The organism is Bacteroidota bacterium, from assembly GCA_016713925.1.
GTDB lineage: Bacteria > Bacteroidota > Bacteroidia > AKYH767-A > OLB10 > JAJTFW01.
Map to the genome: position 1 here is coordinate 1,089,411 of JADJOH010000008.1, position 16,896 is coordinate 1,106,306.

Sequence of the window (16,896 nt, forward strand, 5' to 3'; positions counted from 1 at the left end):
TTTTTCTACATTTTTTGCCTTCCGTCAAATTCACTTATTTTCTATTTGAGCTGCAAGGCGGCCACTACTTTTTGTTCTCTGAGCTATTGTGATCGTTAATAGTATTTACTATTTCATTTAATTTATCCAAAATCATGTTTAATCGTTCATTACGGGTTTCATAAAATAAGTTGCCTGAAATGGCTTCTTGTTTATTCTTGTCGGACAGGATACTTTTAAGTTCGTTCGTTAAAAAGGATTTAACATCTTTTGGAGATTTTAATAATTGCTCCACGATATCGACTCTGTTATCGAGAACGTAAACAATATCTTCAAAATCATGACTCGTTCTTGGCTCATTCTTTCCTCTGCTGTTGTATGCTGCAAATTTTGTCGCTAGGAAATAGGGTAGGGGCAATATTTGAATGACTTGTCCTTCAATTTTAATGAGTTCTTTTAAAGCAAAGCCGGGAGCAAACCACGGATTAGCCGGGGCCCATCCAAGAGCTTTGGTATTCATTACATCCACCTTTACTTCTTCATATCGGAACCGACATATTACATCATCATCGGCAGTTTGTTTAAAACCCTTCATTGTTAATTCTAGCCTTATTTTTTCCAACTCTGTAACACTTGAGATGGATAGGCTAATATCCACATCTTTGGTTGGGCGCACGTCGTCAGCTGCCGGGTCATTGATATATAAACTAACTGTAGCACCACCCACATACACTACCTGATTGTTCAATTCACCAAGTGCGAGAGCAATTTTTTTGATAATACCTTTATTAATGGTGGCATTCTTCATCCTATTCTTTTCCTTAGTTCTCCAATAGCCAAGGTTCTTTCTCTCGCTTTACCAATTCTCAAGGCATCCACCAAAGCCAGCAATTCATGTAATTTAGAGTCTTGCAAAACGGCTGCTGGTACAGTAGCATATAATGGTACGATGCTGTGGCCACGTACATTGCCTTTAGCATAGGGCCATACAAAGTTTTCGTTACTTTCAATTTTTTCTTTGAGCGGAGAAGCGGAGTGCGCAGTGACAATACCTCTCACTACCGCCCCTGGTTTTTGCGGAAATGTATAAGCGATGCCGTATTGTAAAAATTCAATTAAGGCTGATTTCATTACCTCTTTACCATTGCCGAAAAGTAAGCCCGCATACAGTGATCGGGCTACCGACTGACTTACTTCCGATTGACTCATTCCTAATGCATCTGCTAAGGGCTTTTGCTGCCAGTTATCGCTGCCAACTGCCACTATCTTTAACAGAATAACAATATCCTGTGGCTTCATTTGATAATTTATTGTTTTCATAGTATATGACTATATCGCATATTGCGATATGCAATAGTATTGATTTAAAACCGGAAACACAAGAAATTATAAAATTATATTGCATATTGCGATATGCGATATAGTTATTTTTTAACCCATTAAGATCCCTAAGAGAAGTCTATTTTTCTCTTCATCTGTATAAAATTCAAAATTCAGCCCCCTTCTCGTCCTATTGTATAGATAGTCTGAATTACTTCTTATTCTTGGTTTTATTAGGCAAGCCCAAAGTTGATTTTGCATTTAATGCCGAAACTACTTTCTTACCCGTTTTAGCTTCCAATTCTTTCCGGGCCACTTTTGCCACATTGCCGCCTTGCTTCGCCACCTTTTTGCTTTCTTCAAAATCTTTGGGCGCTACAGCTTCTGATATATCTTTAGTGGATGCTTCTGCAAGCATGTTCAATATCAGCTCGGTGTTGGTCATGTTGTCGCGTAAGTTCTCCTTCTTTAGCCCTTTTAGAATTTTATACTCTGTAGTGGTTTTATCTGCCCATGTTTTGGTGATAATATCCGTAAGTGTAGCAAACTGAACGCCTTCTTTCAGCCCTCTTTTTTTCCATTCATCCGTGAGCTCTTTGCGTATTTCTATGCTTTTAAGCCGTTGGTTTATCCAGCTTTCGGAATAGCCCAATTTCAGGTATTGCTCCAAAGCCCTGTCAATGCTCAGTTCCGGGTCTTGCATTTCATCCAATCTTTCGGCAGCCACTTGTGCCAACCACAGCTTAAAAGGTTCGGCTTTAGGTGATGGGATTGATTGTATCAGTCGAAATAGTTGTTCGGTATCGGCAACATCGGTTAGATAAAATTTGCCATCTGCCGACTGCATTTTCAGTTGACTACAATTTGTAGCCAACTGACTTCCTTCTGCTTTTAGACGTGTTTTTAGCACACTCCAATACTTTCTTGGATTTTGACTATCTGTTAAAACGGCAACGACATCCACTATAGAAAAATACCATTTCTCCTGCTCTGCTTCCCATAGCGTTCTGACTTTTTTATCCTCAAATATTTTTATTTCATTTTGTTTATTATCCATGGTAATTCATTTTTTTGATTAGTCATTCAACATATGACAATTCTTCACAGGTTGTCCCATCCTGGTGTTATTCTGTTGAATACTGTCAACATCACCTTTAAGCTTACCGGTCGAGTGACTTCGCGATCGGTAATTTGCAAAGAGTAAATTTAACCGATCGGTAGCACATTTTGACGGTTGTTACAAAATATTTATGATCGCTGATTGCATCCGTTAGGACATCCGGATGAACTTAAAAGTAGCACTGAACTTTGATTTTAGCGTACAATCGCGAATTCTCGCGACCGGAATGGCCGACTCATTTTACCACTAGTAGCTTGCTCGGTCCCTATGTGGGGCATCTCGCTGTTGTGCGACGAGACGGAATAGGGGTCATCTCGTTGTCATGCAACGAGATGGAATTGGGGGTCAACATGGTCCGGAATCTCCACCTCCAGTAGGGTGTCCATTGATTTAGGTTTTGAAGCCATCTATTTGCCTTTTATAAAAGCAAATGTTCTTCAGTTCTTATTGCAATCAAACTTTTAGGGGGTCAAGATGCGCCGGAATGACAGGCATCAAGGGGTCAACATGCGTCGGAATGTCAGCCATTATTTAGGGGGTCAATATGTGCCGGAATGTCAGCTCCACTTTACCACTTTCAACCAACAAAAACACTTCCCTGGGGGTCAGCTTCGCCGGAATAGGGGGTCAACATCAATCGGAATGAGGGGTCAACATGGTCCGGAATCTCCAGAAGGTTGTGCGATTGCAAAAAAATTAAATCACATAAGGGTGGGATATAGAAAATTAGAAATGCTTCTTAGGGTGGAGAAAAAATGCTCTTAAATTAAAATTGCTTGAAGCGTTGGCTTGTGCGTTTTTTAGGAGTGTATTATTTTGAGTGAGGACTATTTGTTTCATCATTACTTGAAATTAAAATATCCAATTGAAGGGTTGTCTAATTCTCCTATCAACATTGCTCTGTCAAGTAACATGTTTGATTCTTCGCAACAAGTTTCCGGCAACAAAGCACAATTATGACAAGCTGCAAGATTGCAAGAGTTCGGACCTTGTCCGTGACTATCAATGCAAATAGGGTCGCTTGAGCACCACCTTGCATTTTCAATTGCGTTGTACACTATCGTTTCAAGATTACCGGGCTTTCCTTGCCTTACTAGTCCACCTAAAGAACCTTCTGAATCTCCTGATGCGGTGTAAATCAAAACTCCGTTCATCACTTCGTTTGGAAATTCAAGATTGCAATAAATTCTTTCACGCAATGCAGAACTTCCGTAACCACATTCATAGCTAAATTGGTTAATGACTAAATGAGCAAAGGTGTGAATCAAAACAAACTCCGGTTTTATTTCCCTTCGCTTTTGTCCTTTCGCTTCTCGTGGTTTGTTGTAATTGTAAGATAAAAACTTTGCTCTTGCAATCACTTCTTTTTTTGTTACCCATTCTTTCAATCGCTTTTCACTAAACTCAAAGAACACTCCTTCACCTCTTACAACCATTGCTGGAAGCCAAGTGATACTTCTGCCAAGTTTTATAAAATCCTTTTTCGCATCTAAAGTTTTTCCATCATCAGGAAGCCATCTTGAAAAACCTACAAATGCTCTTGTCTCTCTCAGCTTGTGTAATAATCCAATGCTTGTTAAACCTGTGCTGATTGCTCCACCTGTTTCTGAATCATCATAAGCGTTCGCCGGATTTTTTGAAACAAAGAAATCCTGGTTTTCTCCTCCGGCTTCTGCAAGTATCGCATCATACTCCATTTTTCTATATTTCTCCTCTGAATCATCAGTGTTTGAACTGTCAGCACCGGAAATTCTTTTTGTAGCTGCTTCCAATAATTTTTCTGTGTAGAGTTCTTTTTTATCCTCTGCAAAATTTCTTTCTGCAACTAATTCAAATCTCATTCGTTGAAAATTTCCGTTCTCCATTCCTGTTGTCAGAAATCCCCAATTCTTTTCCAACACTTCAACCAATCTTCTGTCAACTGATTTTTCCCATTGAGGCAAATAGATTGAACTGCGAACTTGTGAGAAGTAAACATTGGATGCACCTTTTTGAACTACGATTAAATGTTGTCCGCAATGTGTTGTGTTATTTCTTTCTGCTTCTTCACCTAACCACGGTCTGCCACCGGAACAAGTAACACCAATCTTTGTAAGTGATTGTTCGTTGAATGCTCCTGCCATTGTTTTATGTGCTCCGCAACTGCAAGTAATTTCAATACCTGATAATGCACCTGAACTTCTACCTGCCCTCAATCTTAAATTGTGTTCTCCTTCAGGTTGTGTTCCACCGTGAACCCATTCCAGGAAAGGAAAGTCTTCAATGTGTCCATGTGGGCAAATTGCAATAAACCGAACAGGAATTAATTTTTGTCTTTGCCTTTCTGTTTTATCGGAACATGACCTTCCTGAACCAAATGAAACACCAGTGCAAGTTGGTTTCTGAGAATCGTAAATTGATACTTTCTCCATGTGACCGCAACTTGTACAATAATGCCAACGAGGAAATCTAACGAATGGAATTTTTAATGATGGATTTGTAACACCTGGCCCTGGGTCTCTGAAATCTGGAGGTAATCGAAATTCCTTTACTCCTAATCTTTTCGCAAGTCTTGGTTCTTGTATTTTGAATTCATCTAACTCAGTAATGGTTCTGAATTTTTCTTCCCACATATCAAGACCGACTACCATTAATGACTCATCTTTGGGAAAGTTAATCATCTGCCCAACTCCCCAAGGAGAAATTAATTGTGAGCGTCTTATAGGTCTTTTTGCGGGCATAATTTAATTTTCGTCAATGTTAAAATATTTTGAATCTCGTGACATGATATAAGCTTCACATGATGAATCAACATTCCTCATTGAAGTTGGAGTTGACCATGCACCCTTCAAATTTTCAGAAATAGAAGTGCCTGCTGGGTACATTAAAACAGAATTTTGCTGATTGCCGAATCCGCCATACTCTATTGGCAGTTCTAACTGCCATTCACTGATTTTCTCTTCAAGTAGTTTTAATGTAGATTCATATTCTTCTTCGTCAATCAAATTCACTCTGTCATAAATAATTTGCGTTACTCTTTCAATCACATCTTTGTTTGGAAATGGTCTTGGCTTCTCTGTGCTTTGGTCTGTTGAATAAAATCTAATCAGTCCGATTAAGATTGCATGTAATGCTCTTTCTCTTGCTGGTGCTGAAAAAGGCGTAACACTTGTCGGTTCAACCTTGCTGTAAATTTTTGAATGATATTCCTGGAAGTGTTCAAAGTGAGAACGGTCTCTTGGCTTTGAACAATTGTAAATTGTGAAAACAATTCCGGGACCTTTCTTTGAACGACCTACACGGCTTGTTGCCTGAATATATTCTGATGTAGTTTTTGGTTGTCCGATAACAGTCATTAAACCTAATCTTGGAATGTCAACTCCAACTGAAATCATATTTGTTGCAAGACAAACATCAACCGGATATTCTGTTTTATCTCCTGTCCATGATTTTAAAAGTTGTTCAAGATATTCTGGAATGTCGTTGCTGTTGATACGACTTGTCAATTCAATATCTCTGTTGATGAATCTCCTTTCATCGCCTTTGATTGCTTTACGAATCCAAATTGAATTCATGTATTCACGAATGTCAGCACGAATAAGAGTAGCCGCATGTCCTAACTCACGAATGCTATTGAAGTAAGTCAATGCAGTCCAATAAGGGTCTCTTTCTTTTTCGTCTGCAACCGGAATTGATTTTACTGATTGAAGCAAAGCAGATAAAACTCTTACCTGTGCTGTTGCATGTGAAGGCAATGCAGATGCAAATATGCCTGTGTAAATTCTACCTGTGCTTGCATTGTCCTCGTATGCAAAGAATGAATCACCCGCACTTAAACATTGTGCAGGGAAAATATTTACATTGTTTGTTCCTCTACCGTAAAGCGAATTGATTTGTTCTTTTGCTCTGCTGATTGTTGCAGATGATGCAATAATTTTTGGTTTGATGTTATTTGCTGTGCAAAGTTCTTCAATCATTGTTTCATACAAACCAACCATGGAACCTAACGGACCCGAAATTAAATGCAACTCATCCTGTATAATTAATTCCGGAGGTGAGAATGGTCTTTCATTTTCTCTGAAACCAAAAATTGTTTTTGCTTCCGGTCTCCATGTCAGCATTGCGAATTTGTCAACCGTTCCGATTAAAAGAGTAGGGGGATTGGTATAAATATCTTCATCAATCACTACCAAGGGCAAATTGAAATCTGCTTTTGAAAAATCGCATTGCTGATTGTCGCACTGATAAATGATTGTTTCTTTCGTTCCAACTCTCCTTCGCTTATAACCTTTTACTTTGTTTGTTCTTGCTTCTTTCAGATAGCCCATTTGTGAACCACACCAAGGACATTTCAAAACGATGAAAGGATTATCTTCTTCTCTGCCTTGCTCCATTATTTGAAATGCTTTCTTCGCTGCATCTCTTTTGTTTGGAGTTGAATCAGAACCAACCCAAAGTCCAATTGTAATTCTCGGTGTTCCTAATTCTTCTTCGTTTTCTTTTCTGATTTTATCACATGCACAAATCAATGATGCTGCTCTTTGAAATTGTTGTGCTGTTAGCAGTCGCAATGTGTAACGCATCAATACAGTTGTGCCTGAATCGTTTTTGTCTTTTAACCTTTTGAGAAAAATTGTAAACGCTGACAAACCCAAATATGCTTCTGTCTTTCCCCCACCTGTCGGAAACCAAATCAAGTCCACCATTTCTCTGTCTTGATGTTGTGCATCAAACATTGAATTCAAATTCATAAGAATAAAAGCAAGCTGAAAAGGTCTCCATGCTCCAAGTCCTTGTTTCCAGGTTGAACTGTCATTGATGTTTGGAATGATTGCATCTTTCAATCCTGTGATGCTTCCTCTTTCAACAATCCAGTTCCGTGTTTCAATGCTGTAATTAAGTTGTTGCAACAACATTGCTCTGTTCATCAATTTGAAAGCACGATTAACTTTTTCATTCGTGTTCAATAGTTGAACTCCTTCTTTCATTCTTGACAAACACAAACGGCAACTTTCAATGTGTCGCAATGCAGTTTCTAAAAGTTCGTCTTTCAATTCTGCATTTGCAATTCTCTCTTGTTCGTTTATCCATGTTATGTATTCTGAATTCAGTTTGACAAGATTGGTTGTAATATCTTTGCCTGACAAATCGCTTAGGTCAAACATTTTCAGTTCAACACTTTTCAATTCATTCGGAACAATTGGTTTTATTTCATAAGAAGGAATTGCATTTGTTGTAATTGAACTTGTAAAAGTTTCATCGCTATCATTCCATGAAGGTGAACAACCGTGTCCAACCGCAAAAGTTTTCTTCTTTCTGAAAAGTAAAAGGTTTGATTTTTCATCTTCCTTGTCTGTCTTTGCTGATGCTGCTTTGTAAGGACAAAAACATTTTTCATCCGCACTCACCGAAAATGAAACTTGAAAAAAACAATCTTCGTTTTTGATATTTTCTGTTCCGCCTGTGTTTAAATTTATGAGAGTAAAAGTTAGCAGATGAATGTTTTTACCTAAACTTTCTCCGTGTGTTCTGTTACGGATATTCAGTTTCAGATTTATTTCCTTTCCGTCTTTGTCAACCAAAACTTTGTCAACGAATTTCCCTGACTGTAACGGAATTTCATTTGCATTCAAAGTGAATTCTTGGTCTAATGGGATTCGGTAATATGCTTTTCGTGTTACTGCTGTTCCATCTTCTTTGGTGTAGGAATATTTTTTGATTTCATAAACTGCAACATTCGCTTTCACTTTGAAACCGTCTTTCGGAATTTGTGAAAAGCAACTGAACCCCATTGCTGACGGAAGAAAACTATTTGCCAATCCTATTTCTTCTTCAAAGTCCTCACTCATGTCAACTGGTGCTTTGCTATCTTCAGTTTTTACAGGGTTATCAGTATTCTTTTTTTCTTCTTCAATTTTTTCTAAAACTTTATCTTCATCAGAAGAAGTTGAATCGGCTTTATCAAAAGTCGCTGCTCTCGGAAATAAAACCCCTGCACCGTATCTCAACCGTGGTGGCTCGTTGATTAAAATTTCTTCCCCGTTCTCCTGTATGTGTGGCTTCACGGGGTCAGGACCAATCAATTCCCTTTTTATAAATTTCAGAATATCGTCTCTCATTTTAATTGAGTTTTCTTTTTAGAAGCTCTCGGTAATCGTTTCGCTTTGATTCCGCAATGAGCAATATCAAACCATATCTTGCTCTGCTCATTCCAACATACAACAATGACTTTGCAACTTCACTTGTCAAATCTTCAATGTCTGTAATCACAACATAATTGCTTTCCATTCCCTTGTATGATTGGACTGTTGCAAAGCCAAAGAAATTTTGTGTGGCTGCAATCTCATTTGTGTTTTTTATTTCTCTGATTGTAAAACCGGAAAATGAATTGGGACATGAGTTCTCAAACTTTCTTGGTGAAATAATTATCAATTCATGCAATGGCAATTTGCTTTCGGAAAGATTTTTCAACTGCTCAGCTAATAATTTCTTTTGCTCTGCTTCGTCTTTGTAGAAAAGATATTCAACTGGAATACCTTCTAAATGTTCAAGTAAAAAAGGTGGCTTTTCAAATCCTGAAATCAAAGAAGTTTCTTCTCCAACTTGTTTTGTGTTTCGGCAATTTATTTTCAAAAGAAAGTTGGAATGTTGTCCTGAACTTTTAAGCAAGTCAATCATTTCCAATTTTGAAAGCTGTGCATAGATTGCTTGCCTTTCAAAGTCACCGTAAATTTCCCAATCTCCATTTTCTAAACCGCCTGTTACCATTGAATCAAACAAACTCAAATATTCTTCTCTAATTAAGTCCTGACCTTCATCAACTATCAACTTGTCAAACTTCTTGCTGATTCCTTTTTGATAAATGTTCTTCAACAATGTCGGTAAATACTTTGTGTAAAAAATTTGTTTGCTGCTTTGCGATTTATCGTAATCAAAACCTTTTGATTGCTCAAATAAAAAACTGTGTAAACTTGAAACTGTTATTTTGTCTTTCCATTCTTCAACTTGCTTTTGCATCCACTCACCAATTAAACGGTTGTAGCAGGTAAGAAAAACTGTTTTGCCTTCTGACGCTGCTCTCACTGCTGATTCAAGAGCAATCATTGTCTTTCCTGTTCCGGCACTTCCTTGTGTTACGCTTCTCTCATTGAGTTGAATTGAATCAAGAATTCTGTATTGTTCCTCTGTGTATTGTTTTACTTCCTTATCAAACTCTGTCAAACGTTCTTTAACTGTTCGCACTCTTTCAAAATCTCCTCTTAATAAATTACACAACAAATTCAAATCGTTTGTATTTGGCAAAGAATCTTTTTCTGAAAACCATCTTTGCCTCTGTGCTTTTGTGTAAACTGCTGAACTAAATTCTTGAAGAAATTTTCTATTCCGTTTTGCATTGAATCTTTATCAAGTATTTGCCAAGGTTCATATTCAACACTGTGCTTGTCAAAACTGATGTGAGGAAACGCACAAAGAAAACCGGATAAAACTTTTGTGAACTTGTGTCCTCTGCCAAATTCTTTTTCAATTGCGGAACGCAATGAAAACATTGCATCCCTTGCCTGATTGAACGGTCCCACATTGCTTGTGTTTGTGACATTGAATTTGTTTGTGTAATGCCAAACACCATCAATACATTTTACATCACCGCCTTTTACTTCCATCACGAAAATTCCACCGCCAGGAATTAAAATCAGAAAATCAATTTCACCATACAAGCGAACCGTGTGTTGAGATAAGTTAAGTGAGTGCAACACAATCCAATCTTTAGAGAAAGGGCTGTTCTTGAGAATTTCAAACAGCATTTTCTCACCTGTGCTTTTGCAATTCTTGTCTATGTATGGTGGTAATAGTTTCGCCATTAGATAATTTCCTTTTGCAGTAATCTGTTTACATATTTCACATCAATATTCTCCCACACATTTGAAACCTCATTAACTTTCAAAACGATTACACTTCCCAATCCTTCAACCAAAATTTTCTTGTTGATTATTGAACTGTCTGCAAACTCGTGAATCTGTGCTTTGATTTTGTCAGTGATAAGGTCAGAAGCTTTCATTCTCCAACCTGTCATTTTCCTAATCGCTTCTCTTACTGTGTTGATGTTATCATTCAGAAGATTTGAGTTTGTCAAAAGTGCAATACTGATTAAGTCAGCGTTATCATCAGGACCAATTCTGTTTTCGTCTTGTAACCAAGTTCTGATAGTAACTTCATGCTTCTTACAATCATTTTTCCGCAAGTCCTCAACTAATATTTTGAAATCATTTCCTATTGAAGCATAGTATTCTTTCATAAGATTTTTCCAAAGTTCTGTCCACTGTTTTACAGAAGCTAATTCTTTGGTGTTGATGTTCTTCTCAACTAATTCAACCAAAATATCTCGGTCGGTATTTATCAATGCAATTACATCACCGGTTTTCAATCCTTCAACTTTTCTCCTGTGAAGATTTGCTTTTGCACCATGTTTTTCAATCAATTCGTTTATGACTAAAAACTTATGCGATTCGGTTGTGTAAATAAAAAGGTCGCTTTCAAAGACAATCCGTTTTGCTTTGATACTATCAATCATATTTCCCTTCGCTATGTATTTTGAATACTGTGCGTTGTCAAGTTTGAATTCAAAATCTAAAATGTCAAAGGAGTTTTCAGAAGTGGTTGAAACAACTTCATCACCTGAATACAAATCAGAAAAACCTTTTGTTTTTTCTGATTCACCTGCAGAACGAATGCCTTTGCTGTTAATCGTTGCCTTGATGTTCTCACTGTATTGTCTGTTTCTTCTTTGCAATGAATTGTAATACCTATTTTCAAACTGGTAGAGCAAAACTGTGAGTTCTGAAAAAAGAAATGAAGATAGAATTCTGTTAATGTTATTTGACTTTGCCCAACCTGTAAGAATCCCTTTTATTGGTTTGCTTGAAAGTAAACTGTCGTTCACATCAGCTACGGAGATTACTTTCGGTCTGTGTGTGTATGCAGGTTTAGGAAGTGAATTATTTAATGCCCTTGCTTCTTCTTCTGTTGGGCAAATGATGTAATCATAATGCGTTGTACTCATTAGCACTTTCAATCTTGTACATTTTTCAGATGGATTTGAAGCGAAATTTTTAATTACAGATTTGAGAAGTGAAATACTTTCTTCAATCGGTTTGTGTGAATCGCCTAACCACATTCTGCACCGAAGAAACAAGGTTTCAATACTGTTGATTTTAGAATTGAAAACTGAAATTTCATTAGCAGTTGGTAAGTGAGAAATTCTTGAAACAAGATTAGTGAGTTGAATAAGAGAAATTTTCAGTAAGGTCAGATCATTGTTGGATTCATCTTTCACTATGGAATGAATTTTCTGTGTCGTGGTTTCAAGTTCTGTGTTCTGGCAAATCTCTTTTACAAGATTGAACGCAAGATATTTTCTCAGCTTCTTGTCAAATGAATGGAAGGGAGAAAGGTTTGCCGTTGTTTCAAGTTGCAAATTCTCTTTTGTGAAATTAAAAAACTCAAAACCAAAGTTGCCGATAGTTTCAAAACTTTCTATCTCTGATAAATCAGTTATTAAAATTGTCGGAATGCCTTTTACATCAATGTCTGAAAAGTCAGTTCCTCTTTCCTGAATAGTTGCAAAACCGTCAATGATAATTTTAGAAACAGAAGTTGCTGAAAGCGTTACATACAAAGCAAGAGTTGAAAGGTTATTTGAAATGAGTAGCGGACTGTTTATGTCTGCTGCTCCATTTTCATCAATCTTTCCTTCCCGAAAATATTCCGGCAATGAGGCAAGGTTCATTTCAATTTCTGCAATTGAATCATCATAGGATTTGAATTTGCTTACAAGGCAAATTTTATTCTTGATAAATTCTTTGTTGCCGTAAGCGTCAATATTTAAAAGTTTTTCTGTCGGCGTAATGTTTCTTGATGGCAAAGCTTCTTTGACTGTTTTGAGAGAAGATAAAACCTTTCTGCTTGCTGGTGCTTTCTGCAACATGATTACATCAGAGAATCTGATTGTAATTTCTGCGCCGGAAGAATCTTTAGTTCCCTTTGTTTTGAAAGTAACTCCGTTTGATTTTATTCCTCCCCATTCTACTATTGCAATGTTGTTTAGAATAAGTTTTTCTCCTGGTTTATATTGTCTGTATGATTCAAAGATTTCTCCTTTGAAATGTGCAAAGTCGTTTTCAATGAGAAATAGAACTGTTGGAATAGAAAGCCATTGAGCAGCAAATTCCTTTGAAGGAAAAACTAAACAAAGCTTGTTTGTTGTATTGCTTGCGAAGAAATCCGAAATGAGTTGAAGCGAATCTTTCAGAGGCAATGGAAGTGAATGAGCTTCATCGTGTTGCCCTGCATAAGAGTATTGCAGTTTCTGAATTAGTCCTTTGTTCATCGTTGTTCACTTTAAAAGTGGGTTTAGCCATTTAGTAATAGTTCCTTTATTGATGTTGCAATTTTTTCAGCCATCAATGGCGGAACTGCATTTCCAATTTGTTTGAATGCTGCTGTTCTTCCACCTTCAAAAAAATAATCATCAGGGAACGATTGAATTCTTGCTGCTTCACGAACGGAAATTGAACGAACTTGTTTCTTGTCTGGATAAATGTAATAGTGTCCGTCCTTCGCAATGTGAGCAACTACAGTATGAGAGTGACCAGTTGGGTCAACTACTTTATAACGGTCAAGAAATGCTAAAACATTTTTATGGGTTTGTAATCGATATGGTAGTTCGTCATATTTCAACCGTTGCTTTCCATTCAACCATTTATCAATTGCGATGCAATAAATTTCCAAATCTCTTTCGTTGTGTTGTCTTGTAATGTGTTGCGTAACGAAGTCAACTCCATTTCTCGTTCCTGTTTTTTTAAGATATTCGTTAATTGGTTTTGTGTAATTCGCAATATGTAATTCTTCTCCTGGTTTTAATTTCGGCAAGTCGAAGAATAAATCTTTTTTTGTCTCCCAGTTATTTACTACTGTTTCAAGTTCTGGAAAATTGAATTTCTTTTTTCCTTTATGTCCGATAATGATAACTCTTCTTCTTTTTTGCAGCACTCCATATTCCTCTGCATTCAAGACGGTAGGCTTTGCAACTGAATAACCAATTGATTCAAAAAGTTGCATCATTTCGTTTAGATATTTTTTGTTTCCGGCTGTGAGTATTCCTAAAACATTTTCAAACACAAAATATTTCGGTTTGTAACGAATGAGAAATTCAGCATAGTAGCGAAACAAAAAATTTCTTTTATCGCCTTCCATTCTGTTCGGGTCTCGGCTTCTGCCTACAAGTGAATAGGCCTGACAAGGCGGGCCTCCAATAATTACATCAACTTTTTTTAAATCAAGTTGCAAGTCAATTTTTGCGAAAATATTTTCAATGCTCTTTTCAGTGATTTCCTCATTGATGACTGATTCAAGTAATTCTTGTGGAATGGAATTCCACAATTCATTTCTTGAAATTTCTTGTTTCAAATAAGCGAAATACTGATTGAGTTTTTTCTTCTGCTGAAAATGATGAAACGCAACTCTTGTCCGTAAAGTGTCGGATGCTTCTGTACTCATCTCAACATGAGCAATTGGCTCAAAATTCTCTCGGATAAATCCTTCAGAAAGACCACCTGCTCCCGCAAAAAGATCTATATATGTGAGTTTACTCATACTTATATATCTAATGATAATTTGTTAAATCGTGTCAATATTTTATTCAAAGTACTCTTTTGTTTTAATTTCTTAAGTTCACATTCAAAGATGGTAAATGCTTTCCAACCCAATTTCTTCAATTTGGCAAAGTTTTTCAGGTCATTAGCCTTGTTTTTATTAATTTTCTTTAAACACCAGTCTGTCCTTGTTTTAGGTATAACAAAATACTTGCAATTGTCATGTCCATGCCAAAAGCAGCCATGAACGAACAGAACTGTTTTAAATTTAGGGAAAACCAAGTCTGGTTTTCCCGGCAGTTTATTGTCGTGTAATCTGTATCGCAAGCCGCTTGAATGTAGAAATTTTCTTATTACTAGCTCTGGTTTTGTGTCCTTGCTCCTAATCTGGCTCATGTTAAAACTTCTTGTCAGCTTATCGTGAACATCTGCCATGGTTCGAAGTTATTAAAGCATTAATGAAGAGGCTCTTATTAGAGTTTATTAGGTTGTATGTAACTTGAATTGAACTCAAAAATAGGGATTGTAGTGATGCGGACGTAAAGTTTTTTAAAGACTATAAGAATCCCCTCTGTTAATCCCCTACGACAATCCCCCTCCTCCCAATCCTCCCCCCCATTCAATTCCACGATGTAATAGGTCAGCAGGCCGTTAAAGTAAGACTCCTTACCAGTAGTCGTGAGGGGCGGGTGAGTCATGCCTTGTTGTTTTTTGGGTAGCCCGGTTCAGCTGTCTTATCACTGCAGCAGGCCTTTACCCAGTTTCTGAATTGTGATTCCCCACTGGAGCACGATAGCTGCGGTCGCGAGGTTTCGCGATAGCTCCTGTAAGCGGGCAGCGAAGAGGATGCATGCCGATTTTTACTTTGTGTATATTTCCGGCGGCAGGGTATTTCAACTGTTTCCTTCCAAAGTGATGCAATCGCGAAGCCCGATTCACCGATTTACCTAGCGGGTGCCAGTTTTGAAGATGTGAAATGTTATGATGGGTTGGATAATTGAAGCTGTATTCAGGGAATAGTGCGTTTAAAAGAAAACACGGATTTAATGAATTGGCGGATTTTTGCAGACTTGTGCAACGGCTACCTGTGTTAAGTGCTGTTGCGCTCCCTCTCGTCAAGGATTTCTTATCTTTTGAGTGACTGTCACCCAAGATTTGTCGAACCCAAGTGCTTTTAAAATTTGGTCTTTGTCAAGCGTTTTTGGCTTCTTGATTTTGATTACTAAACATTTTTCTGGAACGTCTTCAACAATTGTAAACTGTGAACCGTGCGGTTGCCAAGTAAAACAATGTTCTCCTGCCTTTTTGTTTGATCCAACAAGGTTATTATTCTTGTTCCATTCCCAATTGTATAGTTCGTAGTCATATCGAATGGTTTCAAACTCAAACACAACAACTTCGGAAAGGTCGTTTGACTTCACCATAACTACCGTTCTTAAATGTTTATATTTTTCTCTGATTGCTGAAACTCGCTCGTTCCAAATTTCAAGAACAAGTTTGCCGATTAAAGTCGGGTCTGCTTTTGGTCGCTACGCTCGCCAAATGAATAGTTCGGGGAATTTCGTCCTGAAATTAGTCTTACTTGTTTTTGGGTTGATGGCTTTGTAGCTTTTACAGTCTTTGCACCCCAAGCGGTGTTGCCCAATACAACATCGTCAAGCCCAACATTTGAAGGTTTCCAGTCAGCACCAATGCAAGTTGCAAAAATGCTTTCCCATTCAGTGCCTTCAAGTTCGGGTTTACCTTTTGAAGCCAATAAATAAATTAACTCTTTGCCAAGCAAAAAGGGAAAGTCCTTCGGGAATTCGTTTAACGGAAAAGCCGAAACAGACTTGCTTACTGTTCGTAATTTTGGTAATTTATTGTTCTCCATATCTGACTTCATATTCTCTTAAAACCGAAGTTATATCTATAGAGTTTGCTACAAACGGTAATAGTTTTAAAATAACTGCCTTTACTAAATTCACTGGAACTGCATTTCCAGCTCGCCTTCTTGCTTGCCCGTCCGCAACTACAATTTTATAACTGTCGGGAAAACCCTGTAAGCGGAACAATTCTCTTGGCGTTAATCGTCTTTCTCCGTTTACAAGTAAATAGTTGTATGATGCTCCTGCACGCAATGCACAGGAATATGGATAAGAACAAATATTGCCTGCTTTGTTTTCGTGCCAAATAGAAAGTTTGTAAGCTGACTTGTGAGTTTCTTTACGTTTTTGCGCAATATATTCAGATGCGTAATGCTTCTTGTCAACTTTTTTTTCAAGAATTTCTGAAAGCGGCTTGAATGGTCTAACTGGTGAAGGAAAACTGAACATGATTGGCTCTCTGTGCCCAACGATAATAACACGTTCACGTTTTTGAGGAAGTCCGTAGTCAAGTGCATTTAGTACTGCAAATTTTATGGTGTATCCTAAATCTTTTTCTAAAGTCTTGATAATAGTTTTAAGCGTTTTACCACCGTTATGTCCAACAAGTTGTTTGACATTTTCAAGCACAAAAGCCTTTGGCTTTTTGTGTTTTATTATTCTTGCAATGTCAAAAAACAAGGTTCCCCTGATGTCATTAAACCCTTGCATTTGTCCGATGATGCTGAATGGTTGGCAAGGAAAGCCTGCAAATAAAATGTCGTGGTCGGGAATATCTTTTTCGTCAACTTTTGTGATGTCACCTGTAGGTCTATGTCCAAAGTTGGCTTCATAGCTGTCTTGGCAATATTTGTCAATGTCCGATGAGAAAACACATTCAGGGATGAGGTCGTTTTCTATGCAGGCTTGGTCCATCGCTGTCCGAAAACCACCGATGCCACAAAAAAGGTCTATAAATTTTATTCTTTCCATTGTCATGGATGTT

The 16,896-nt window shown here is 37.5% G+C and carries 11 protein-coding genes and 1 pseudogene; all 12 read right to left on the reverse strand.

Going from position 1 to position 16,896, the window contains the following annotated elements; all coding sequences use genetic code 11:
- Positions 1-64 precede the first annotated feature (64 nt).
- Entirely contained in the window at positions 65-787 is a 723-nt protein-coding gene (locus IPJ86_18445) for a nucleotidyl transferase AbiEii/AbiGii toxin family protein (GenBank protein MBK7889199.1), read from the reverse strand.
- Entirely contained in the window at positions 784-1,278 is a 495-nt protein-coding gene (locus tag IPJ86_18450; protein ID MBK7889200.1) for a hypothetical protein, read from the reverse strand. The genes IPJ86_18445 and IPJ86_18450 overlap by 4 nt, the downstream gene beginning before the upstream one ends.
- A gap of 232 nt (positions 1,279-1,510) precedes the next feature.
- Positions 1,511-2,356: a Bro-N domain-containing protein gene (locus IPJ86_18455; GenBank protein ID MBK7889201.1), complete on the reverse strand. Its 846-nt coding sequence runs from the start codon at positions 2,354-2,356 to the stop codon at positions 1,511-1,513.
- Between the two features lie 905 nt (positions 2,357-3,261).
- Positions 3,262-5,139, reverse strand: a complete 1,878-nt coding sequence (locus tag IPJ86_18460; GenBank protein MBK7889202.1) for a DUF1998 domain-containing protein — start codon at positions 5,137-5,139, stop codon at positions 3,262-3,264.
- Between the two features lie 3 nt (positions 5,140-5,142).
- On the reverse strand, positions 5,143-8,517 hold the full coding sequence (locus IPJ86_18465; protein ID MBK7889203.1) for a hypothetical protein: 3,375 nt from the start codon (positions 8,515-8,517) through the stop codon (positions 5,143-5,145).
- 1 nt (position 8,518) lies between these two features.
- Positions 8,519-9,700 carry an ATP-binding domain-containing protein gene (locus IPJ86_18470; protein ID MBK7889204.1) on the reverse strand — a complete coding sequence of 394 codons (1,182 nt, stop codon included), beginning with the start codon at positions 9,698-9,700 and terminating at the stop codon, positions 8,519-8,521.
- Complete coding sequence (locus IPJ86_18475; GenBank protein ID MBK7889205.1) at positions 9,679-10,257, reverse strand: NERD domain-containing protein; 579 nt, start codon at positions 10,255-10,257, stop codon at positions 9,679-9,681. Before IPJ86_18475 ends, IPJ86_18470 begins: the two co-directional genes overlap by 22 nt.
- Positions 10,257-12,782: a hypothetical protein gene (locus tag IPJ86_18480; protein ID MBK7889206.1), complete on the reverse strand. Its 2,526-nt coding sequence runs from the start codon at positions 12,780-12,782 to the stop codon at positions 10,257-10,259. The genes IPJ86_18475 and IPJ86_18480 overlap by 1 nt, the downstream gene beginning before the upstream one ends.
- Before the next feature lie 23 nt (positions 12,783-12,805).
- On the reverse strand, positions 12,806-14,047 hold the full coding sequence (locus tag IPJ86_18485; GenBank protein MBK7889207.1) for a DNA cytosine methyltransferase: 1,242 nt from the start codon (positions 14,045-14,047) through the stop codon (positions 12,806-12,808).
- A gap of 2 nt (positions 14,048-14,049) precedes the next feature.
- A complete protein-coding gene (gene vsr / locus IPJ86_18490) occupies positions 14,050-14,481 on the reverse strand; it encodes a DNA mismatch endonuclease Vsr (protein ID MBK7889208.1) in 432 nt (143 codons plus the stop codon).
- A 680-nt stretch (positions 14,482-15,161) separates the two neighbouring features.
- Positions 15,162-15,919 (reverse strand): annotated as a pseudogene (locus tag IPJ86_18495) (hypothetical protein).
- Positions 15,906-16,889: a DNA (cytosine-5-)-methyltransferase gene (dcm, locus tag IPJ86_18500; GenBank protein ID MBK7889209.1), complete on the reverse strand. Its 984-nt coding sequence runs from the start codon at positions 16,887-16,889 to the stop codon at positions 15,906-15,908. The pseudogene IPJ86_18495 and the gene dcm overlap by 14 nt, the downstream one beginning before the upstream one ends.
- Positions 16,890-16,896 lie beyond the last annotated feature (7 nt).